The following is a 20,163-nucleotide window of genomic DNA, read 5'->3' on the forward strand; positions in this document are numbered from 1 at the left end:
ATCATCGACCATGTCACCTGAGGCGCTGGTCGCCACCCTGCGCGCGGCCGGGTGCGTGTACGCCGAGGACGAGGCGCGGCTGCTGCTCGAGGCGGCGACCGACGAGGCCGAGCTGGCCCAGATGGTCGCCGACCGGGTCGGTGGCCGGCCGCTGGAGCAGGTGGTCGGGTTCGCCGAGTTCGACGGACTGCGACTGGCGGTCGCGCCCGGGGTCTTCGTGCCGCGGCTGCGCTCCACGGTGCTGGTGCGGGCGGCCGCCACGGGGCTGCGGCACGGCGACGTCGTCGTCGACCTGTGCTGCGGCACCGGGGCCCTGGGCGCTGCCCTGCGGGCGGCCGTCCCCGGCCTGGAGGTGTACGCCGCCGACCTCGACCCGGGCGCGGTCGCGTGCGCGCGCCGCAACCTGCCGGCGGACCGCGTCTTCGAGGGCGACCTCTACGACGCGCTGCCCGACGACCTGCGCGGTCGCATCGCGGCGCTGGTCGTGAACGCGCCGTACGTCCCGACCGACGCCATCGCCACGATGCCGCCCGAGGCCCGCGACCACGAGCACCGGGTGGCGCTCGACGGCGGCGCCGACGGGCTCGACGTGCAGCGCGGCGTGGTCGCCGGCGCACCGGGCTGGCTGGCGCCGGGCGGCCGCCTGCTCATCGAGACCAGCCGCCGTCAGGCGCCGGCGACCGTGGAGCTGATGGCGGCCGCCGGCCTGCGGGTCGAGGTGGTCACCGACGACGACGTCGACGGCACCGCCGTGGTCGGGTCGCGCTGACCTGGCCCGGGGTCACAGCCAGGTGCGGACCGTGTCGGCGAGCGGCACCGTCGGACGGCCGAGCAGCTTCGCCAGGTCGCCGGTCGTGGCGCCGACCAGTCCGGCGCCGATGTTCTGGTCGAGGGCGACCACGAACCCGGCCGTCCCCTCGTCGAGACCGAGCGAGAGCAGGAGCTCGCGGTGCGCCTCGGGGGTCAGTCGCTGGTAGGTCACCTCGCGCCCGAGGACCTCGCCGAACGTGCGGGCCAGCTCGTCGAAGTCCCACGCGGTGTCGCCGGAGAGCTCGTAGACCGCGCCCTCGTGGCCGTCCGCGGACAGCACGATCGCAGCCGCCTCGGCGAAGTCCGAGCGGGGTGCGCTCGCCACCCGGCCGTCACCGACACTGGCGGCGACCACGCCGCTCTCGCGCGCCTGCTCGAACGTGGGCAGGTAGTTCTCGGTGTACCAGCCGTTGCGCAGGAACGTGAACGGCAGCCCGCTGTCGCGGATCAGCCGCTCGGTCGCGGCGTGCTCGGGCGCCAGCACCAGGTCGGTGTCGTCCGCGGCCGGGGCGCTCGTGTAGGCGATGCGGCGTACGCCGGAGCGCACGGCCAGGTCGATGACCGCCTGGTGCTGGGGCACGCGGATGCCGGGCTCACTGCCCGAGACCAGCAGCAGCACGTCGCCGGCGCCGAGCCAGCCCACGGACTCCGGGACGTCGTCGAAGTCGAGACGCTCGACCCGGACGCCGCGCTCGGCGAGGTCGGCCAGCCGCTCGACCGCCCGACCGGTGGCGACGACGTCGGTCACCCCTCGCTCCAGCAGGGACTCGACGACGAGGCGGCCGAGGTGGCCGGTGGCTCCGGTGATGACGATCGACATGGTGATGCTTCCTCCACTGTGGTGCGGACTGGTGACGACGGCAGAACCACCCGGGGGCGGGGTACCTTCCCGATGGGGAGTACCGACTTTGAAGTGGGGTACCCACCTGCGGGTAAGGTTCTGGTGTGGTCACCGTCCGCGAGCTCCAGCTCGATACCGTCTGCCCCGACACCCGGCTGCTCGTCGAGCACGTCACCAGCAAGTGGGGGGTGCTGGTGCTGCTCACCCTCGACGACCGCACCCTGCGCTGGAGCGAGCTCAAACGCGAGATCGCGGGCGTGAGCGAGAAGATGCTGATCCAGACCCTGCAGACCCTCGAGGCCGACGGCCTGGTCCGGCGCGAGGCGCTCCCGGTGGTGCCGCCGCACGTGGAGTACTCCCTCACCGCCCACGGGCGCGTGGCCACCGGGCTGCTGGCCCCGCTCGTGCACTGGGCCCAGCGTCACGTCCAGGACGGGGCTGGGCTCAGCTCAGCACAAGGCGGGTGACCAGCGCGTCGTGGTCGCCGGTGAGCCCGTCCACGACCCACCGGCCCGCGAAGCGCACCCGCCCGGCCCGGTAGTCCGTGCGGTCGACGTACACGACGTCGACCCGTCGCCCGTGGGACCGGAACGTCGGCATCGCGGCGCTGCCGAGCACCTGGTACGCCGACGCCGCGGCGCCGGCCGGCACACGCCGCGGCCCGTCCGCGCGCGCGGCGAGGTCGTAGTCGGCGGTGCCGGCGACCCAGCGGTCGGGGCGGGCGAGGTCGCCGATCGGCTGGGGCACGTGAGCGTCGACCACGGTGAGCACCCGCCCGGTGTCGCGGTGGCGCAGGGTGACGACGGCGACCAGCCGGTTGCCGTAGGGGTAGCGGCCGTCACGCCAGGCCTCGTCGAGCGGCACCTGCCGGTGGCGCGCGGCGACCAGGTCGAACTCCGCCCGGCGCCACGACACCGCCAGCTGGGAGCTGCGCCGGCCGAAGGGGAAGGTGCGGGTCTCCCAGCCCGGCAGGGCCTCCAGCTCGGGGCCGAACCGGTCCGCCTCCTGCCAGCCGACGATGTCGACGGCCGCGCGCCGGGTGAGCGCCCGGGCGTCCTCGGCCGCCTGGGCGGGGGTCAGGCTGCGGTCCAGGTTGAGGCTCGCGAGACCGACGCGGACCGGACCGGTCGCCGCCGTCGGCCGGTCCTGCACCGGTGAGCGGGTCGGGTTCGGCGTCCGGGTGGGTGTCGGGGTGGACGCCGGGGTGGACGCCGGGGTCGAGGCCGGGGAGGGTGTCGCGGTGGGGCTGGTGTGCGCGACGGTGGCGGCCGTCGGTGCGGGCGCGGCCGGCTCGTCGACCATCGGCGCGACGACGAAGCCGGCCAGGGTCACCAGCAGCAGGAGCGGGGGTGGACCGGCCCACCTGCGGGCGCGCCGAGGAGCGCCCGGGCGAGCGAGCCGAATCCGTCGGACCACGCGGCTTCCCCTCCGTGGGTCGATGACTGGCTGTTCACGCTAGTCCCGCGAGCCCCATGGGTCCCGGAGGTCCCGGCCGTGTCGTCGGCGGATTCAGCCGCCGCTCCGGCTCGCGGCCACGGCGAGCCGGTCGACCAGGTCGTTCATCGGGTGGCCGGAGTGACCCTTGACCCAGGCGAACGCCACGTCGCCGCGGGTCTGCACGAGGTCGACCAGCGGCTCCCACAGGTCCCGGTTGGCGACCGGCGTACGCGCCGAGCTGACCCAGCCGCGGTCGAGCCAGCCGCGCCACCAGGTGTCGCGGAAGCAGTGCACGACGTACGTCGAGTCGCTCACCACCAGCAGCGGCCCGTCGAGCGCGCGGACCGCCTCGAGGGCCGCCCGGATCTCCATCCGCTGGTTGGTCGAGGGGGCCTCGTGGCCGGAGGAGTACACCGAGGTGTCGAGGGCCCAGGCCCAGCCGCCGGGGCCGGGGTTGCCGGAGCAGGCGCCGTCGGTGAAGACCTCGCGGGCGCCCACGGGGACGGGCATCGGCGGGCGGGGCGGGCGCTTGGTCTTCTGGCGGGGCGGCACCGGAGCACCCTCGCACAGCGCCGGTTGGCTACCGTCATCGGACATGGGCCCCGACCTGCTCCCCACCGATCTGTTGGGCACCTGGTCGCTGAGCCGGGTCGTCGACGACCGGCTCGCCGGGGAGCGGCGCGACGTGGTCGGCACCGCGACGCTCGAGCTGGAGTCGCCCGACCGGGTGCGGTGGAGCGAGGCGGGGACGATGACCTGGGCGGGCCGGTCGGCCCCGGTGAGCCGGACGCTGTACGTCGACCGGGTCGGCGAGGACTGGTGGGTGCGGTTCTCCGACGGGCGGGACTTCCACCCGTGGTCGGTCGGCACGCGGGTCGAGCACCCGTGCGGGCGGGACCACTACACGGGGCTGATCGAGGGCGGGCCGGAGGGCTGGACCGTGGAGTGGCGGGCGACAGGGCCGGAGAAGGACTACGTGATGACCACGACCCACTCCGACCGGCGCGACGCCCGCCACCCGTCCGGCTGACGTCCGCTCCGCAGGGCAGTCAGGCGGCGCGGCGGTAGGACGCCTGCCGGCCTCCGTCGACGGGGGTGACCGGAGCGCAGGCGGCGCGATGCTCGGCGGCGACCCGGACCAGCGCGGCGACCGCGGACGCGGAGGCGACGCCGGCGAGGGCGAAGAAGGCGATGAACGCGGCGGTGAAGTCGTACATGGCGGTGCTCCTGGTGATCGGTGTCCCGAGGCGGTCTGCCTCGGTGACCTCACCGTCCCGCGCACCTCTTGGGGGCCACTGGGACCCGACTCGGGGCCGACTTGGGGGGCTTGCGGGGTTCGGCTGCTGGCAGCCGAAACCCGCACGACACGCCGAGCCGGCACCCGCCCGGGTCAGCCCTGCCGCGCGGCCTTGGCGATCGTCTCCTCGACGATCGAGTTGAGGCGCGCGCCGTTGGGCCAGCCGGCGTAGTGGCACACGAAGATCACGATCTCGCGCAGCGCGGCGTCGTCCAGCTCGCCGTTCGCGTACGCCGCGGGCACCTGGATGCCGAGCACGTCGGCGGCGCCCTGGCCGGCGAGCATGCCGATCAGGATCAGCCGCCGGTCGCGGTCGGAGAGCCCGGGCCTGTTCCAGATGTCGGCGAACAGGTGGTCGGCGGTGTAGCGGAAGAAGTCGCCGGCGCCGTCGGTCATGTCGAAGCCGTAGACCTGCTCCATCTTCTCCAGGCCGCGTCGCCGCGTCTCCGGGAGTCCCTCGAAGTCACCCAAGGCCGAGCCCCTCTCTCAGTCGGTCCAGCGACAGCCGTGCGAGCGGTACCTCGACGTGCTGCTCGTCGGCGAGCGCGATCGCGAACGCCAGGTCCTTCTCCCCCAGCGCCGCGACGTGGCCGAAGACGCCGTGCCAGAAGTCGTCGGGCGCGATCGGCGCGGTGGTGTCGCGGTACATGATCGCCCCCGGACCGCCGGTGATCGCGTCCGTGTGCCGCACCACCTCGCCGAGCTGCACGAGGTCGAGGCCCGAGGCCTCGGCGAGGCGCTGCGCCTCGGTGACGGCGGTGAACGCGACGAAGTGGATCAGGTTGCGGGCGAGCTTCATCCGGGTGCCCGCGCCCAGCGGGCCCGCGTGCACGACCTTCGAGCCCATCGCCCGCAGCGCCGGCCGCGCCACGTCGAACGCGTCGCCGCAGCCGCCGACCATGATCGCGAGCGAGCCGTCGGCCGCGCCCATCGGGCCGCCCGACACCGGCGCGTCGAGCACCGTCAGCCCCTGCGCGGCCAGCTCACCCGGGGTGCCCGGCGCGACGGTGGAGTGGACGACGAGCACGGGGCCGGGCCCGACGTCGGCCGCCACGGCCCGCACCTGGTCGTCGTCACGCACCATCACGCACACCACGTCCGCCTCGATCGCGGCGACGTTGTCCGCGGCCCGGGCCCCGGCCTCGACCAGCTCGGCGACCGGGCCGGGCACGACGTCGTACACCGTGAGCTCGATGCCGTCGGCCGCAGCGAGCCGCAGCGCCATCGGCTTGCCGATGTTGCCGAGGCCGACGAAGCCGACCCGCAGGCCCCCGTCCAGGCTAGGCACGGAACGTCTGCCCGCCGTCGACCGCGATGATCTGCCCGGTCACCCAGGCGGACTCGCCCGAGAGCAGGAACAGGCAGGCACCCACCATGTCCTCGGGCTGGCCCATCCGCTTGAGCGCGAGGCCCTTGACGAGGTCCTGTGCGGCGTCGCCGGCCTGGGTGCGGGTCGCGGCGGTGTCGGTCGGACCGGGCGCGATCGCGTTGACCCGGATGCCCATCCCGCCGAGCTCGTGCGCCAGCTGCTGGGTCAGGCCGTTCACGCCGACCTTGGCCAGGCCGTAGAACCCGGAGTAGAGGTACGCCGCGGTGCTCGACTGGTTGACGATCGAGCCGCCGCCCCGCTTCTGCATCTCGCGGTAGACCGCGCGGGTCATCACCAGCGCGCCGTCCATGTTCACCGACATGAACTTGCGGTAGTAGTCCCAGTCGACGCTGATCAGCAGGTCGAACTGCATGTCGCCGTAGATCGCGGCGTTGTTGACCAGACCGTCGATGCCGCCGTACGCCGCGACCGTCGCCTCGACCAGCGCCGCCGCGGACTCGTGCGACGACACGTCCGTGCGCACGAACAGCCCGCCGATGTCGGCGGCGACCTTCTCGCCCGCGTCGGCGTTGAGGTCGGCCACGACGACCGATGCCCCCTCGGCCGCGAGCGCCCGCGCATACGCCTCGCCGATGCCCTGCGCCGCGCCCGTGACGACGACGACCTTGTCCTGGAATCTCATCTCGGCTCCCTGTGGAGAGTTTGGGGTAGTCCCTGACGATCGGGCCCCATGGGAACGTTCCCATGGGGCCCGATCGTCAGGGACTACCGCTGACGGCGGGCTCCGCGACGACCTTGGTCTCGAGGTACTCCTCGAAGCCGGCGACGCCCATCTCCCGGCCGATGCCGGACTGCTTGTAGCCGCCGAACGGCGCGTCGGGGCTGAACCACACCCCACCGTTGACGGCGATCGTGCCGGTGCGGATCCGCGCCGCGACCGCCTTGGCCCGCTCGAGCGAGCCGGACTCCACCGAGCCCGAGAGGCCGTACGCCGAGTCGTTGGCGATCCGCACCGCGTCGTCGTCCCCGTCGTGCGGGATCACCACGAGCACCGGCCCGAAGATCTCCTCCTGCGCCAGGCGGCTGGCGTTGTCCAGGCCTGCGACCACCGTCGGCTCGACCCAGTAGCCCGGCTGGTCGATCACGTGGCCACCGGTGGCGAACGTGCCGCCCTCCTCGACCGCGAGCCGCAGGTAGGACTCGACCCGGTCGCGCTGGGCCCGGGAGATCACCGGGCCGCAGATCGCGCCGGGGTCCGCGGGGTCCTTGGCCCCGATCGACTCCATCGTCGCGGCCGCGACCTGCACGGCCTCGTCGTACCGCTCGCGCGGCACGACGAGCCGGGTGGTGATCGCGCAGCCCTGCCCGGCGTGGATGCAGGCGGTGAACGCCGTAGCACCGGCCGCGGCGGCGACGTCGGCGTCGTCGAGCACGATCGCGGCGGACTTGCCGCCGAGCTCGAGGAAGACCTTCTTCAGCGTCGGCGCGGCCGCCGCCATGATCGCCCGCCCGGTCGCGGTCGACCCAGTGAACGACACCATGTCGACCCGCGGGTCGGTGGTCAGCATCGCGGCGACCTCGTTGGACGACGGCGTCACCACGTTGAACACCCCCGGCGGGATGTCGGTGTGCTCGGCGACCAGGCGGCCCAGCTCGCACGCCACCCAGGGGGTGTCCGGCGCCGGCTTGAGCACCACCGTGCAGCCGGCGGCGAGCGCCGGCCCGACCTTCGCGAGGTTGATCTGGGTCGGCACGTTCCACGGCGAGATCGCCGCGACCACGCCGACCGGCTCGCGGCGGACCGTCCGCCGCGACGGGATGCCCATCGGCGAGGCCACTCCGAGGTCGGTCTCGAACTCGTAGGACTCGAGCAGGTCGGTGACCCACCTCAGCCCCTCGACGGGGACGTCGAACCCGGCGGCACCCATCATGAACCCGGGCATCCCGACCTCGGCCGTGGTGAGCGCCGTGAACGGCTCGGCGTCCGCGAGCAGGGCGGCGTGCAGCTGGCGCAGGCAGCGCACCCGCAGCCCGACGTCCGTCGACCACCCGGTGTCGTCGAAGGCGCGGCGGGCGGCGGCGATCGCGGCGTCGAGGTCGGCCGCCGTCGAGTCGGGGGCGTGCCCGATCTCGGCGCCCGTGGCGGGGTTGAGGATCGGGTACGTCGACCCGTCACTCGCCCCGACGAGCTTGCCGTCGACCAGCGCCTGGGCCGGTGGGGGCATCAGCGTCACGAGAGGGACTCCTGGGTGACGTAGTCGCCGCGCTCGACGGGCGGCGGCCACACCGGCGAGGGCAGGTCCTGCAGCGTGTAGTGGCCGGGCTGGGTCTTGCCGTCGACCGACATCCGGTCGAGCAGCCCCTGCGGCGCCTTGCCGGACGCGGCGATGGCCAGGAACGTGTGCGCGGTCGACCCGAGGTCGAACCAGTCGCGCTGCCACGCGAACTTGAGCTCGCCACCAGCCTGGCGCTCGACACCGAACCAGGAGCCGCCGATGCCGAGGATCTCGTACTCCTCACCGGTCGCGTCGTCCGTGATGCCGGACTTCTGCTTCCAGAACCCCACCACCATCTGGTTCTTCTCGTCGATCAGCGTCGCCTGGTAGTCGTAGTGCCACCCGTCGAGGCCGGCCATCTCCTGCCCGATCGCGAGCTCGCGGATCTCCTCCCGCCCGACCGCCATGAAGTGCTCGTCGGGGGTGTACATCCAGCCGTACGTCGCGTCCTCGGCGTACCAGTCGGCCATGATCCTCCAGTCGCCGATGCGCTCGGCCTCCCGGTTGACCTCGAGCCAGGAGTCCCAGAACTCCTCGATCTCCGCGCGGGTGAGACTCACTGTTCCTCCTCGACTGGGCCCGACTCGATGGCGAGCGCCATCGCTGGGCAGTACCGGACCGCGGCCTCCACCTGGGGCCGCAGGGAATCGTCGGGGTGCTCGGCGAGCACCGTGACCTGGTCGGCGTCCTCGTCGAACCCGAACACGTCGGGCGCCTCGCCCTGGCACATCTGGTGCCCCTGGCACAGGTCGGTGTCGGCCACCACGCGCCAGCTCATCGCGCTGCTCCCGTGGGGGTGGTTTCGAGACGGTTGCTGCGCAACCTCCTCAACCACCGTGCTCCGGTGGTTGAGGAAGGCGCGCTAGCGCCTGTCTCAAGACCACCGCCCTGTGCGATCACTTCTGCCGCCGGCGGTAGCGCACCCGACAGGGCTGCTGGAGCTGGATGACCATCTTGGAGACGTCGTCTCGGTAGGTCTCGGACGGCTGCGCCATCTCGAACTCGTAGTCGCGCAGGATCACCGAGAAGATCGCCTTCATCTGCATCATCGCGAACGCGTTGCCGACGCAGCGGTGCTTACCGGCGCCGAAGGGGATCCAGGTCCAGCGGTTCTGGAGGTCCTCCTGCCGCGGGTCGACGTACCGCCCCGGGTCGAAGGAGTCCGGGTCCGGGAAGTCCGACGCGATGCGGTTGGAGACCCGCGGCGACGCGGCGACCACGGTGCCCGGCGGGATCGCGTGCCCGGCGAGCTCGATCTGCTCCTGCACGACGCGCATCAGGATGATCAGCGGCGGATGCAGTCGCAGCGTCTCCTTGAGCGCGGCCTCCAGGCGCGGGATCGACCGCAGCGCCTGGAAGGACACGTCCGCCCCGTCGGCGTACAGGTCGTCGAGCTCGGCGACCACGTCCTTCATCTGCTCCGGGTGCCGCATCAGCTCGATCAGCGCCCACGACGCCGTGCCGGAGGAGGTGTGGTGGCCCGCGAACATCATCGAGATGAAGATGCCGGTGATGTAGTCGGCGCTCATCTCGATCGAGATCAGTACGTCGAGCAGGTCGCGCTCCTCCTTGGGCACGGTCCCCCGGGCGACGCGGCGGTCGATGATCCCCTGCACCAGCTCGACGAGCCGCTCGCGCGCGGCGTCGCGACGCCGGAACGACTCGATGTCCATGTAGGGGTCGACGTACGCGAGCGCGTCGGTGCCGCGCTCGAGCTCGTGGTACTCGTGGGCGAACCGCGCGTCGAGCTCCTCGCGGAACGGCTTGCCGATCAGGCACGCCGACGTCGTGTAGATCGTCAGCTCGGCGAACCAGTCGAGCAGGTCGATCTCGCCCTCGTCGCCCCACTCGGCGACCATCCGGTTGATCTCGGCCTCGATGGTCGCGGCGTGGCCGCGCATCATGTCGCCGCGCAGCGCCTGGTTCTTCAGCATCTGCTGGCGCTCCTCAGGCGAGGCGTCGAAGACCACGCCCTTGCCGAAGATCGGCGTCATGAAGGGGTACGCCGCTGCCTGGTCGAGGGTGGAGTCCGGGGCGCGGAAGAACTGCTCCTGCGCCTCGGCGCCGAACACCAGCACGACGTCCTTGTCGGCGAGCCGGAACCGGCCGATGTCGCCGCACTCGGCGCGCACCCTCTCGAACAGGCCGATCGGGTCGACCCGCATCTCGGCGAGGTGGCCGTAGCCGTCGTCGGGGACTGCGTACGAGACCTCCGGCACGCTGGTTTCGAGGCTCGTCGCTGGCGCTCCTCGCACCTCAACCACCGTGTCGGTGGTTGAGGTGCGAGCGGAGCGAGCCTCGAAACCACCGCTGCTGACGTTGCTCATCGGTCCTCCACAGGCGCCTCGGGGTTGACCTCGATGAGGCTGAGGTGGACGCCACGCGGCGCGCTGACGACGGTGGTGATCGCGTCGGCGATCGCCGACGGCTTGAGGAAGTGCGGGTGCCGGGCCTGCCCGAACCGCACCCACTGGTTGAGCACGAAGGCCGCCTCATCGGCGTCCCAGTCGGTGCCCATCTCGCTCCAGGTCGGGCCGGGCCGCACGATCGAGGCGCGCACGCCGGTGCCCTCCAGCTCCATCTGCAGCGCGTGCGCCATGCCCTCCAGCCCCCACTTGCCGGCGGCGTACGACGACATGAACGGCCGGGCCCGCACCGCCACGTCGGAGGAGACGAACACGACGTCGCCGCGCCGGCGCTCGACCATGCCCGGCACGAAGGCCCGCACCAGCCGGTGGGCGCCGACGATGTTGAGGTCGAGCTCCTGGCCGAACCGGTCGGTGTCGACCTCGTGGATGGTGCCGGGCGCGACCGCGCCGGCGTTGGAGACCACGACCTCGACGTCGCCGAGCTCGGCGGTGACCTTGCCGGCGAACGCCGCGACCGAGTCGTCGTCGGTGAGGTCGAGCGGGTGCACGACGGCCTCGCCGCCGCCCTCGCGGACCTGGGCGGCGACCTCCTCGCACCTGTCGGTACGCCGGGCGCCGAGCGCGACCGGGAACCCGGCCGCGGCCAGGGCGAGCGCGGTGGCCGCGCCGATGCCCGACGAGGCGCCGGTCACCACAGCCGGGCGTCGCGACGGCTGCGCGTACTTGCTCATCGGGGTCCCCGCGGAGTTGTTCGGGGGAGCGCAGCGGAGGAGACGAACTTCGTGGGGTGAGTTCGTCCCTCCATCCGCACCGGGACGGACGCGAAGCCGCGGACGTTGACCGAGTGCACCCGCACGCACGCGTCGTGGTCGACCTCGACGTGGCGGACCCGGCGCACGAGCTCGCGAAGCGCGATCCGGGCCTCGAGCCGGGCCAGGTTGGCACCGAGGCAGAAGTGCCGGCCGCCGCCGAAGCTGAGCAGCTGGGCGACCTCGTCCTTGTCCCGGAAGACGTCGTAGCGGTCGGGGTCGCTGAAGACCCGGTCGTCGCGGTTGGCCGAGCCGAGCACCAGCACGGCCTTGGACCCGGCGGGCGCGACCTTGCCGTGCAGCTCGACGTCCTGGAGCAGGTGCCGGGCGACCATCTGGCTGGAGGTGTCGTAGCGCAGCGTCTCCTCGACCCACGGCACCACGAGGTCGTCGGCGACCGCGGGGTCGGCGAACACCAACTCGCACTGCTCGGGGTGGTGGGTCAGGTGGAACAGCGCGTGCCCGAGCAGCTTGGTGGTGGTCTCGTTGCCCGCGACCACCATGAGGAACAGGAACGCGATGATCTCCTCGTCGGTGAGCTTGTCCCCGTCCAGCTCCGCCGCGAGCAGCGCGCTGGTGAGGTCCTCGGTGGGCTGCCGCTTGCGCTGCTCGATCATCTCCGCGTAGTAGCCGACCAGCGTCAGCGAGGCCTCCATGCCCTCCCGCGGGACGTCGCGCACGCCCGGCTCGCGGTGCACGACGAGGTCGGCGAGCCGGCGCACCTCGGCGCGGTCGGCCTCGGGGACGCCCATCATCTCGGAGATCACGTCCATCGGGAGCTTGCCGGCGAAGTCACTGATCCAGTCGACGCTCCCCTCCTCCAGGCACTGGGTGAGGTAGTGGTCGGTGAGCCGCTCGATCTGCGGCGCCAGCGAGGTCACCCGCCGCGGGGTGAAGCCCTTGGACACCAGCGAGCGCAGCCGCTGCTGGCGCGGCGGGTCCATGCCCAGGAACGACATCACCTTGTGGGCGTCGGGACCCCAGGCGCTCTTGTCGATCGAGACGCCCATCGCGTTCGAGAACACGCCCTCGGTGCGGATCGCGTGCTGCACGTCGGCGTGCCGCGTCAGCACCCACAGGTCGAGGTCCTCGTTGTGGTGCAGGGGGTCCTCGTCGCGGCAGCGTCGGTACGTCGGGTAGGGGTCCTCCTGGAACGCGTAGTCGTAGGGGTCGAACACGATGGCGTCGCTCATGCAGCGGCTCCCCTCATCACGACGGCCACGACGGCATCGAGCCGGTCCGCCATCTCGGCGTAGGTCATCAGGCCCATGCCGGCCTGCAGCAGCGCGCCCGAGAACGCGAGCGCCAGGGTCTCGAGCACGTCGGGCTCGGCGTCGTCGCCGAGCGCGACCCGGAACCGGCGGAGCAGCTCGGCGCCGATCCGCAGCCGCAGCTCGTCGACCTCGGGGTCGGCGCCGAGCAGCGCCGGCGTGACCGCGGCGGCCAGCTCGGGCGCCCCGGCGAGGCGTTCGCCCAGCCGCCGGGTCACCGACTGCACCCGCGACACGGCGTCCGCGTCGGCCGGCTCGGCGTCGGCGTCCTCGAGCAGGAACCGCCAGAACAGCTCGGCGTAGAGGCGGTTCTTCGACGCCAGGTAGGTGTACGCCGTCGCCGGCGAGAGCCCGGCCCGCTGGGCGACCGTGCGGATCGTCAGGGTCTGGGCACCCACCGCGCGAAGCTCCTCGCGGCCGGCCTCGAGGAGCCGCTCGGCGGTCGGACTGGACACCTGTCCAAACTAGAACGTGTTCCCCTTTCAGCGCAAGGGGTGCACCCGATCCGGGCGCCCTGACAACCTCGACGACGACCCCGGAGTTCTTCCCGGTGTGACCGAACGGAGCAGATCGTGATCCCCGCAGGCGACCGGCGCGCGTTCGACGAGTTCGTCTCGGCGTCCTCGGACCGCCTGGTGCGCACGGCGTACCTGCTGTGCGGCGACCGTGGCCACGCCGAGGACCTCGTGCAGACCGCGCTGCTGCGCACCGCGCGCCGTTGGGGCCGCGCGCGGCACCAACCCGAGGCCTACGCCCGCCGGGTCGTCGTCAACCTCGCCAAGGACCGCTGGCGCGACCTGGCCCGCAGGCCGCGCGAGACGGCCATGGAGGGGACGGAGGTCCCGATCGCCGTCGCCGACGGCGTCGCGGACCGCGACCAGCTGCTCCGGGCCGCCCGCGGGCTGCCCGAGGGTCAGCGAGCGGTGCTGGTGCTGCGGTACTTCGACGACCTGTCGGTCGAGGAGACCGCGCGGGCGCTGGGGTGCACGACCGGCTCGGTGAAGTCACAGACCGCGCGCGCCCTGAGCCGACTCCGGGCCGCACTCACACCCGAGATGGAGAACGCCGATGCTGACCGACGATGACCTGACCCGACAGCTGGGCGCCGCGTTCCGCGGGGCCACCGACGACCTCGAGTACGCCGGCCGGGTGCCCACGCCGCGGCGCCCGGCGTACGTGCTGGCGCTGCCGGCGGCCGCGACCGTGGCCACCGCGGCCGCCCTGGTGGTCGCCGGCGCCGGCACGCCCCACGACACCCCGCACCCCCCGGCGGCCGTCACCAGCCCGAGCACCTCACCGAGCACGCGCGTCGTCACCGACCGCGTCGAGGTCGCGGGGTTCACGTTCAGCTACCGCCACGTCGCGGGCGACGCGCGGGTCGACGACCTCTACGGCGTCATGCACCCAGGCGCGGTGCCCGAGGACGCCCGGCCGATCGAGGCTCCCGAGGGCGTCCACGCGTGGGTGGGGACGTACGCCGCGACCGGGGACAACGCTCTCTTCGTCGAGGCGCCGACGCGCAACGGCGGCGACCTGTTCGCGATCGCGTCGCCCACCTGGACGCCGGACGAGCTGGTGGACCTGTTCCACAACGGCTCACCGTCCTGACGTGGCGAGGGCCGGGACTGGAACACGTTCCAGTCCCGGCCCTATCGTCTCGCCATGACCATCTGGCCACGCGCCGAGCTCGAGACCGCCTTCCGCCACTACCAGGACGAGGTCGATCGGATCGCCGGCTCCGGCGACTGGGCGAGCTTCGCGGACCTGTTCACCGAGGACGCGACGTACCGCGAGCACGCGTACGGCGACTTCAGCGGCCGCGAGGCGATCCGGGAGTGGATCGTGTCGACGATGACGACGTTCCCCGGCAGCGCGATGCCGCACTTCCCGATCGACTGGCACGTGCTCGACGAGGAGCGCGGCCGCGTGGTGTGCGAGGTGTGGAACGACCTGCCCGACCCGGGTGACGGCGAGCGGCACGGCGCCAGCAACATCACGATCCTCACCTACGCCGGTGACGGCCTGTGGTCGCGCGAGGAGGACGTCTACAACCCCGCGACGTTCCTGCGCGCGACCAAGCGGTGGTACCGCGTCGCCCAGCAGCACGGCCGCACCTATCCCGAGGCCGACGCCTGGATGTCCGCGTTCGGTGGCTGAGGATCCGGCGACCCGGCCCCGGCCGGGTCCGGCACCTGGGGCACGGCCGTCGCCGGAGGCACCGGGTACTGCGCGAGCATCCGCTCGGTGATCTCACGCCCGAGGATCCGATAGGCCTCGAGGTCGAACTCGCCGTAGAGCTGGTCGCCGGTCGACGTCCTGGGGAACTGCGGGTTGCCCGCGGCATAGGTCTCGACGTCCCACGGCAGGTCGTCGAGCATGATCACCTTCGCCACCCACAGGTTGGCGGAGGTACGGGTCCGGCCGGCCCCTGGCGGGTAGTGGACGACGCCCCGGCCCCAGGCCGCGGTGGCCCGCTTCGCGTCCAGCCGCCGCATGCCGCGGGGGTCGAAGTCGATCTCGCATCCGAGGTCGATCCGAGCGGTGGCGATCGCCCTGCCGAGCGTGTTGAACTCGTCCTCCTGGTCGTTGCTGGCGTCCAGGACGATGACGTTCTGGGGGCGTCGACGCAGCGCCTCGACCAGGCCGAGGTTGTCGTAGTGGCCGCCGTCGGTCACGTAGAGGCTCCGGTCGAGGACGGACGTCCGTCCGAACGCCTCGCGGAGCACGAGGAAGGCTCCGGGCTTGGTGAGCACCGACACCAGCCGCGCACGCACGCGGTACCAGGACCGCCGAGCCGCGCGCCGGCGAACGCTCCACGCCGTGCCGCCCTCCGTCTCCTCGGGATGGGCGGAGTCCCGAGGAAGAGCCTCGCCCGACTCGAGTGCCTCATCCAGCCACGTCTTGTCGTCGTCGGAGAGGCGGTCGCACACGAACGCCCGGTCGCTCTCCTCCAGGCTCGCCCACACGGAGGCCGCGTCCGGCTCCCGCATCCGGACCAGACGCTGGACGACATCGGCCTCGTCGATCCACAGCGGGTTCGGCAACCACACGCCCAGCCGGGCGTTGGCGAGCGCGAGCACCAGGCGATAGGGGCCCACGCGACGGTTCTCCCGGCCGGCCAGTGGCGAGAAGGCTGCGCCGCTCATCGCCATCGCCCCGGGGATGGTCGCGTCTCGGCAGCGGTCGTCGGCCGCGCGCTCGTACAGGGCGCTCGGCGACATGGCGCCCTCCGGCAGACTCCGGTCGGTGAGCCCGATGCGTCGATGGCCGAAGACGAAGGGCGTGCACTCCCGGTCCGTCGGGACCAGGAACGGGTCCGTCACGTTGGCCACGGCGCCGGCAACGAGCCCCGGGCCGTCCGCCGTCGTACGCGGCCCCGACGTGGAGAAGCGCAGGGGCAGCGAGTAGTCGACGGGCTCCGGGGCGCCGTCCTTCGACCGCCGGACCAGGTAGGCGAAGGAGAGCCGCTCCCGGTAGAAGTGATGCAACGAGGTCCTGTTCGCATCGGTGAGCAGCACCACGGCGACCAGCAGGCCGCCGTACCAGTAGGCGAGGTGCCACGACGCGAGGAGCTCGGGGTCGTAGGCCATGGCGGCGACCCAGCGCAGCAGCAGGAGGACGAGCACGAGCACCACGACCGCGGCGGCCACCCAGGGAAGGACGACCTTCTTGACCCGCCCCCCGAGTCGCTTGACCAGGGAGGAGGCGCCGGTCTTGGAGCTCGTGTCTCCGAAGAGCTGCGACCGTACGTCGCGCGCAACGGCCAGCAGGGCCGCCAGGATCGCAGCTGCCGAGCCGGTCGTCACCGCGCGCGCCGAGCCCGCGGACTTGCTCGTGCTGGCACAGGCCGCGCGGGCGTCCCCGCAGTCGGCGGCCGGCCCGAGGCCCACCGAGTGGATGAGGTGGGCGAGCGAGGACTGGCTGGACGCCGCGTAGTCGTTGAGCCAGGCAAGCGCCACGGGCACGACCAGCACGAGCACCACGAGCGCGGCCCCGGCGCCGAAGCAACGAACCGAGACCTCCCGCAGGACCGAGCGCGTCGACTTCCCGATCGTCCGGAACCTGTCGACGACCTTCTCGTAGAGGAAGAGGAGGGCGCCCAGCGCGAGGGGTGCGAACGCGACCCACGGCACGGCCGCCCAGGCGTCGTTCTCCCGATAGGCGGCACCATCCGCGTCGGCGGTCCCCCATCCGGTCAGACCGCCGGAGGCAAGCAGGAACCACGCGAGCAACCAGGCCGTGGCACCCAGGATGGCGGCCAGGAGGATGACGTTGACCGCGATGCCGAACAACAGTGACAAGGTGGCGTGCAGCGCGACCGGCGCGGAGTCGAACAGATAGCGGGTGTTCTGGCGGAGTCGTGCGTGCTCCGGACTCTCCGGCGCGTACGGGAGCGGATCGAGATCGCCGGGCCAGGTCTCCGCCGCCGAGACCGATCCCGCCTTCGGCTCCGACCGCCACCTGAGCACGTGGTAGGCGGCCGCGACATAGCCGCCGCCGCTCACGCCGACCACCGCGTCAGCGCGTTGGTACACCTCCTTCTCGGCGAGCACCTGGAGCCCGCCCAGGCTGAACGACGCCGCTCGGATGCCTCCGCCGGAGCAGCAGATCACCAGCTCAGGAGGAGCACCCTCGGCCCGCGCCCCCGGTGTCGGCGCCGCATCCTCGGCCTCGGGGTGCAACCGCGCCTTGGCGCCTGCGACGAGGAAGAGCACCAGGCCGAGAAGCAACAGACCGAGCTTGGCAGCCGTCAGCCCACCGACACTCAGTGTCGAGTGGTCGTCCCACGTGCCTGCCCGGTCCCAGACGACCAGGTTCTCGACGACGTCCAGCGACGCGCCGGCCACCACCACCCAGAAGGCCCACGCCCCGACCCTGCGGGCACCGGTGGCGCGAGGACGCACCGAGCGGATCATCTCCAGCGCGCGATGGGCCAGGACGACGTACGCCACGACCAGGCCGACGTCCAGCAACAGCGCGAGCCGGACCGGCACCTCGCCTCCGAGCGCAGGAGAGTCGTTCGCCGGGTCCCATCGGCCGGTCGCCACCGCCAGGAACGGCAGTTGCACGAGCAGCAGGCACGCGGCCACGAACGACGTGCGCCAGAACGACCGACGCCGGCCCTGGCGCTCGAGGTCCCTCCGGCTCAGCCGGTATCGCTCGGTCCCACCCTCGGCTTCGATGCCATACATGACGACCCCTTCCGGCCGACTCAGCCACTGCGGCGACCGCGAGCGGCCGCTCGATCCGTCTCGCGCGGGTCGACGTGGAGACGCACCAGGGAACGCGCGCTCGCACTCGTCAGCCGCTGGAGAGCGACCGGGACGTGCGCCGTGACCGTCGTCGGACCGACCGTCTCCGGGACGTCGCCGGCAGCACGCGCCGTCGTGGCCACGGGCGTCCGCACGAGAGTCGTGCTCGCCAACGGTCCGAGCAAGAAGGCGACGATGTGTCTCACCGTGGGACTCCTCCGAGATGTGGCTCCAGCATGCGCCACTTCGCGGCCGCGGGAGGGTCGTTTGGCCAAGTCTCGTCCGCTTCCGTCGGAGCCCTGGCTCGATCAGGTGTGCCGCTCGCCCCCCGCCCGCCAGCGGGAACGCCGAGCGGCTTCGGCAGAGGGCTGCACCGGAGGGCGCAGCAGTGGTCAGCCCCGACCCGCCCCGGTAGCGGCGCACGCGTCCGCGCCCAGGTGCTCGCGCCGTACCGCCAGCAGCCGCGCAGCCCTCTGGCAGGATCGTGCAAGAGCCTGGTCTGATTTGTCTGTCTTCCTGCAGGTCAGGCGGTCTTCACTGGTGTCCACCAGACATCAGTTGTGAGATCGGAGTCGGATCATGCAGGTTGCGCTCATCACCGGAGGCAGTGCCGGGATCGGCCGGGCCGCGGCCCTCGAGATCGCCCGGAGTGGCGTGGGGGTCGTCCTCACCTACCGCCGCCACGCCGCGGAGGCCATGGCGACCGTCGCCGAGATCGAGGCGGCCGGCGGCACCGCCGCCGCCCTCCCGCTCGACATCGGGGACCTCGCCTCGTTCGATGGCTTCGCCGAGCGGGTCGCCAAGACGCTGCGGGACGGGTTCGGCGTCGACCGCCTCCGCCACCTGGTCAACAACGCCGGCGTCGGGGGCGGTGCACCCTTCGGCGAGGTGAGCGAAGAGCTGTTCGACGACCTCCACCGGACGCTGTTCAGGGGGCCGTACTTCCTCACCCAACGGCTGCTCCCGCTCCTCGAGGACGGCGGCACGATCGTCAACACCGGCAGCACCTCGGCGCTCGACACCGGCATCGAGGCCGGCTACTCGGCGTACGCCGCCCAGAAGGCCGCGGTGCACGTGCTCACCCGGGTCTGGGCCAAGGAGCTCGCGCCCCGCCGGATCCGGGTCAACGCGGTCGCCCCCGGCACCACGCGCACCCGCATCGGCGACGACGTGTTCGAGCGGATGCCCGAGCTCGTCGCGCAGTGGGGCGAGCAGGCGGCGTTCGGGCGGATCGGCGAGCCGGAGGACGTGGGCCGGGTGATCGCGTTCCTCGTCGGCGACGCCAGCGCCTGGGTCACCGGCCAGGTCGTCGAGGTCTCCGGGGGGCAGGGGCTGTGAACGCTCCGGTCCTCAACGCCGCGGACACCCGGGTCTCGCCGCTCGAGCTCTTCTTCGACCTGGTGTTCGTCTTCGCGCTGACGCAGGTCACCGTGCTGATGGCCGACGACCTCGGGGCGGAGTCCGTGCTCCGCGGTGTGCTCGTGCTCGGGATGCTGTGGGCGAGCTGGGCCGGGTACGCGTGGCTGTGCAACGTGGTGAGCGCCGACGGCGTCCGCACGGTGCTGCTCACCTCGATGGCGGCGATGCTCGGGCTGGCGCTCGCGATCCCCGAGGCGTTCGACGACCGGCCGGGCGGCCTGCACGGCCCGCTGCTGGTGGCGGTCTGCTACCTGGTGTTCCGCGTGGTCCACCTCGCGATGTACGCGCTCGCCTCCCGCGACGACCCCGCGGAGCGGCGTCAGCTGCTGGCCTACGCGCCGTTCGTCCTGGCCGGCACCGCGCTCCTGATCGTGGCGGCCGCGACCGACGGCCGCCTCCAGACGCTGCTGTGGCTGGTCGCCCTGGGCACCGACTACGTCGGCACGCTGGTCGGCGGGGCCGAGGGCTGGCAGCTGCGCTCGCCCGGTCACTTCGCCGAGCGGCACGGGCTGATCGTGATCGTCGCGCTGGGCGAGTCGATCGTCGCGATCGGCTTGGCGGTCCGGCACCACCCGCTCACGGGCCAGGTCCTGCTCGGCTCGCTCCTCGGACTGGTCGTCACCACGTGCCTGTGGTGGGTCTACTTCGGCGGGGACGGCTCCGACGGTGAGCAGGCGCTCCACACCGAGCCCGCCGACACGCGCACCCGGCTGGCCCGCGACGCGTTCTCGCTGCTGCACCTGCCGCTGCTGGTCGGCGTGGTCCTGACCGCGCTGGGTCTCAAGACCGTGCTGCAGGAGGTCGACGAGCCCCTGCCCGGGGTCGCCCTCGCGGCCCTGCACGGCGGTGTGCTGCTGTTCCTGCTCGGCCACGCGGCGTTCCGGTGGCGGATCGCCCGCGACGTCGTACCGGCCCGACTGATCGCGGCGGCCGGCGTGGCCGCGGCGTGGGTGGCGGGCGCGCACCTGCCGGCCCTGTGGTCGCTGGCGACGCTCGCCGCTGTCCTCGCGGCGCTGGTGACCCGTGAGACCGTGGGACGCAGGAGGTGAGTG

The 20,163-nt window shown here is 72.7% G+C and carries 23 protein-coding genes; 8 read left to right on the forward strand and 15 right to left on the reverse strand.

Annotated features, from left to right (window positions below):
* Nucleotides 1–10: 10 nt before the first annotated feature.
* A complete protein-coding gene (locus QQZ14_RS02120; protein ID WP_284532513.1) occupies nucleotides 11–769 on the forward strand; it encodes a putative protein N(5)-glutamine methyltransferase in 759 nt (252 codons plus the stop codon).
* Between the two features lie 12 nt (nucleotides 770–781).
* Here the strand turns inward: QQZ14_RS02120 and QQZ14_RS02125 are convergent, their stop codons facing one another.
* Complete coding sequence (locus tag QQZ14_RS02125; protein WP_284532514.1) at nucleotides 782–1,630, reverse strand: SDR family oxidoreductase; 849 nt, start codon at nucleotides 1,628–1,630, stop codon at nucleotides 782–784.
* A gap of 125 nt (nucleotides 1,631–1,755) precedes the next feature.
* Between QQZ14_RS02125 and QQZ14_RS02130 the strand changes: the two genes are divergently transcribed.
* On the forward strand, nucleotides 1,756–2,118 hold the full coding sequence (locus tag QQZ14_RS02130) for a winged helix-turn-helix transcriptional regulator (protein WP_284532515.1): 363 nt from the start codon (nucleotides 1,756–1,758) through the stop codon (nucleotides 2,116–2,118).
* On the opposite strand, the gene QQZ14_RS02135 is transcribed toward QQZ14_RS02130, so the two are convergent.
* Together QQZ14_RS02135 and QQZ14_RS02140 are read right to left on the reverse strand one after the other, a co-directional pair.
* Nucleotides 2,096–3,067, reverse strand: coding sequence for a hypothetical protein (locus tag QQZ14_RS02135; protein ID WP_284532516.1), 972 nt, complete (start codon nucleotides 3,065–3,067; stop codon nucleotides 2,096–2,098). The genes QQZ14_RS02130 and QQZ14_RS02135 overlap by 23 nt on opposite strands.
* Before the next feature lie 93 nt (nucleotides 3,068–3,160).
* A complete protein-coding gene (locus QQZ14_RS02140; protein ID WP_284532517.1) occupies nucleotides 3,161–3,640 on the reverse strand; it encodes a ribonuclease H family protein in 480 nt (159 codons plus the stop codon).
* Between the two features lie 43 nt (nucleotides 3,641–3,683).
* On the opposite strand from QQZ14_RS02140, the gene QQZ14_RS02145 reads away from it, so the two are divergent.
* Nucleotides 3,684–4,118 carry a DUF6314 family protein gene (locus QQZ14_RS02145; RefSeq protein ID WP_284532518.1) on the forward strand — a complete coding sequence of 145 codons (435 nt, stop codon included), beginning with the start codon at nucleotides 3,684–3,686 and terminating at the stop codon, nucleotides 4,116–4,118.
* 19 nt (nucleotides 4,119–4,137) lie between these two features.
* Here QQZ14_RS02145 and QQZ14_RS02150 read toward each other — a convergent pair whose 3' ends face one another.
* The 11 genes from QQZ14_RS02150 to QQZ14_RS02200 form a co-directional block, all read right to left on the reverse strand.
* The gene (locus tag QQZ14_RS02150; RefSeq protein WP_284532519.1) at nucleotides 4,138–4,305 is read right to left on the reverse strand and encodes a hypothetical protein; all 168 of its coding nucleotides are present in this window, start codon (nucleotides 4,303–4,305) and stop codon (nucleotides 4,138–4,140) included.
* A 173-nt stretch (nucleotides 4,306–4,478) separates the two neighbouring features.
* Complete coding sequence (locus tag QQZ14_RS02155; protein WP_284532520.1) at nucleotides 4,479–4,856, reverse strand: carboxymuconolactone decarboxylase family protein; 378 nt, start codon at nucleotides 4,854–4,856, stop codon at nucleotides 4,479–4,481.
* Nucleotides 4,849–5,673: an NAD(P)-dependent oxidoreductase gene (locus QQZ14_RS02160; RefSeq protein ID WP_284532521.1), complete on the reverse strand. Its 825-nt coding sequence runs from the start codon at nucleotides 5,671–5,673 to the stop codon at nucleotides 4,849–4,851. The genes QQZ14_RS02155 and QQZ14_RS02160 overlap by 8 nt, the downstream gene beginning before the upstream one ends.
* The gene (locus tag QQZ14_RS02165) at nucleotides 5,666–6,397 is read right to left on the reverse strand and encodes an SDR family oxidoreductase (protein WP_284532522.1); all 732 of its coding nucleotides are present in this window, start codon (nucleotides 6,395–6,397) and stop codon (nucleotides 5,666–5,668) included. Before QQZ14_RS02165 ends, QQZ14_RS02160 begins: the two co-directional genes overlap by 8 nt.
* 76 nt (nucleotides 6,398–6,473) lie before the next feature.
* A complete protein-coding gene (locus QQZ14_RS02170; RefSeq protein WP_284533067.1) occupies nucleotides 6,474–7,940 on the reverse strand; it encodes an aldehyde dehydrogenase in 1,467 nt (488 codons plus the stop codon).
* A 5-nt stretch (nucleotides 7,941–7,945) separates the two neighbouring features.
* On the reverse strand, nucleotides 7,946–8,551 hold the full coding sequence (locus tag QQZ14_RS02175) for a hypothetical protein (RefSeq protein ID WP_284532523.1): 606 nt from the start codon (nucleotides 8,549–8,551) through the stop codon (nucleotides 7,946–7,948).
* Nucleotides 8,548–8,769, reverse strand: a complete 222-nt coding sequence (locus QQZ14_RS02180; RefSeq protein ID WP_284532525.1) for a ferredoxin — start codon at nucleotides 8,767–8,769, stop codon at nucleotides 8,548–8,550. Before QQZ14_RS02180 ends, QQZ14_RS02175 begins: the two co-directional genes overlap by 4 nt.
* A 118-nt stretch (nucleotides 8,770–8,887) precedes the next feature.
* Nucleotides 8,888–10,210: a cytochrome P450 gene (locus QQZ14_RS02185; RefSeq protein WP_284532526.1), complete on the reverse strand. Its 1,323-nt coding sequence runs from the start codon at nucleotides 10,208–10,210 to the stop codon at nucleotides 8,888–8,890.
* A gap of 104 nt (nucleotides 10,211–10,314) precedes the next feature.
* Nucleotides 10,315–11,091, reverse strand: coding sequence for an SDR family oxidoreductase (locus tag QQZ14_RS02190; RefSeq protein ID WP_284532527.1), 777 nt, complete (start codon nucleotides 11,089–11,091; stop codon nucleotides 10,315–10,317).
* Nucleotides 11,088–12,362 carry a cytochrome P450 gene (locus tag QQZ14_RS02195; protein ID WP_284532528.1) on the reverse strand — a complete coding sequence of 425 codons (1,275 nt, stop codon included), beginning with the start codon at nucleotides 12,360–12,362 and terminating at the stop codon, nucleotides 11,088–11,090. The genes QQZ14_RS02190 and QQZ14_RS02195 overlap by 4 nt, the downstream gene beginning before the upstream one ends.
* Nucleotides 12,359–12,895 (reverse strand): TetR/AcrR family transcriptional regulator, encoded by a 537-nt coding sequence (locus tag QQZ14_RS02200; protein ID WP_284532529.1) that lies wholly within the window; start codon nucleotides 12,893–12,895, stop codon nucleotides 12,359–12,361. The genes QQZ14_RS02195 and QQZ14_RS02200 overlap by 4 nt, the downstream gene beginning before the upstream one ends.
* Before the next feature lie 117 nt (nucleotides 12,896–13,012).
* Between QQZ14_RS02200 and QQZ14_RS02205 the strand changes: the two genes are divergently transcribed.
* The 3 genes from QQZ14_RS02205 to QQZ14_RS02215 are packed head-to-tail and all read left to right on the forward strand — an operon-like array spanning nucleotide 13,013 to nucleotide 14,597.
* Nucleotides 13,013–13,525 carry a SigE family RNA polymerase sigma factor gene (locus QQZ14_RS02205; RefSeq protein WP_342395213.1) on the forward strand — a complete coding sequence of 171 codons (513 nt, stop codon included), beginning with the start codon at nucleotides 13,013–13,015 and terminating at the stop codon, nucleotides 13,523–13,525.
* On the forward strand, nucleotides 13,509–14,048 hold the full coding sequence (locus QQZ14_RS02210; protein WP_284532530.1) for a hypothetical protein: 540 nt from the start codon (nucleotides 13,509–13,511) through the stop codon (nucleotides 14,046–14,048). Before QQZ14_RS02205 ends, QQZ14_RS02210 begins: the two co-directional genes overlap by 17 nt.
* 54 nt (nucleotides 14,049–14,102) lie before the next feature.
* Entirely contained in the window at nucleotides 14,103–14,597 is a 495-nt protein-coding gene (locus tag QQZ14_RS02215; protein ID WP_284532531.1) for a nuclear transport factor 2 family protein, read from the forward strand.
* On the opposite strand, the gene QQZ14_RS02220 is transcribed toward QQZ14_RS02215, so the two are convergent.
* Nucleotides 14,555–17,632, reverse strand: a complete 3,078-nt coding sequence (locus QQZ14_RS02220) for a patatin-like phospholipase family protein (RefSeq protein WP_284532532.1) — start codon at nucleotides 17,630–17,632, stop codon at nucleotides 14,555–14,557. The two genes, QQZ14_RS02215 and QQZ14_RS02220, sit on opposite strands and share 43 nt — an antisense overlap.
* Before the next feature lie 639 nt (nucleotides 17,633–18,271).
* Here QQZ14_RS02220 and QQZ14_RS02225 point away from each other — a divergent pair.
* Entirely contained in the window at nucleotides 18,272–19,030 is a 759-nt protein-coding gene (locus tag QQZ14_RS02225) for an SDR family NAD(P)-dependent oxidoreductase (protein ID WP_284532533.1), read from the forward strand.
* Nucleotides 19,027–20,160, forward strand: a complete 1,134-nt coding sequence (locus QQZ14_RS02230; protein WP_284532534.1) for a low temperature requirement protein A — start codon at nucleotides 19,027–19,029, stop codon at nucleotides 20,158–20,160. Before QQZ14_RS02225 ends, QQZ14_RS02230 begins: the two co-directional genes overlap by 4 nt.
* The last annotated feature ends 3 nt before the right edge of the window (nucleotides 20,161–20,163 follow it).

This window comes from Nocardioides sp. T2.26MG-1 (assembly GCF_950101795.1).
Classification (GTDB): Bacteria; Actinomycetota; Actinomycetes; order Propionibacteriales; family Nocardioidaceae; genus Nocardioides.

Bases quoted from the DNA above. Each gene is read 5' to 3' on its own strand.
- QQZ14_RS02215 (WP_284532531.1), top strand. From the start codon at position 14,103: ATGACCATCTGGCCACGCGCCGAGCTCGAGACCGCCTTCCGCCACTAC.
- QQZ14_RS02190 (WP_284532527.1), bottom strand. From the start codon at position 11,091: ATGAGCAAGTACGCGCAGCCGTCGCGACGCCCGGCTGTGGTGACCGGC.
- QQZ14_RS02210 (WP_284532530.1), top strand. From the start codon at position 13,509: ATGCTGACCGACGATGACCTGACCCGACAGCTGGGCGCCGCGTTCCGC.
- QQZ14_RS02150 (WP_284532519.1), bottom strand. From the start codon at position 4,305: ATGTACGACTTCACCGCCGCGTTCATCGCCTTCTTCGCCCTCGCCGGC.
- QQZ14_RS02120 (WP_284532513.1), top strand. From the start codon at position 11: ATGTCACCTGAGGCGCTGGTCGCCACCCTGCGCGCGGCCGGGTGCGTG.
- QQZ14_RS02125 (WP_284532514.1), bottom strand. From the start codon at position 1,630: ATGTCGATCGTCATCACCGGAGCCACCGGCCACCTCGGCCGCCTCGTC.
- QQZ14_RS02220 (WP_284532532.1), bottom strand. From the start codon at position 17,632: ATGTATGGCATCGAAGCCGAGGGTGGGACCGAGCGATACCGGCTGAGC.
- QQZ14_RS02165 (WP_284532522.1), bottom strand. From the start codon at position 6,397: ATGAGATTCCAGGACAAGGTCGTCGTCGTCACGGGCGCGGCGCAGGGC.
- QQZ14_RS02225 (WP_284532533.1), top strand. From the start codon at position 18,272: ATGCAGGTTGCGCTCATCACCGGAGGCAGTGCCGGGATCGGCCGGGCC.
- QQZ14_RS02180 (WP_284532525.1), bottom strand. From the start codon at position 8,769: ATGAGCTGGCGCGTGGTGGCCGACACCGACCTGTGCCAGGGGCACCAG.
- QQZ14_RS02145 (WP_284532518.1), top strand. From the start codon at position 3,684: ATGGGCCCCGACCTGCTCCCCACCGATCTGTTGGGCACCTGGTCGCTG.
- QQZ14_RS02195 (WP_284532528.1), bottom strand. From the start codon at position 12,362: ATGAGCGACGCCATCGTGTTCGACCCCTACGACTACGCGTTCCAGGAG.
- QQZ14_RS02170 (WP_284533067.1), bottom strand. From the start codon at position 7,940: ATGCCCCCACCGGCCCAGGCGCTGGTCGACGGCAAGCTCGTCGGGGCG.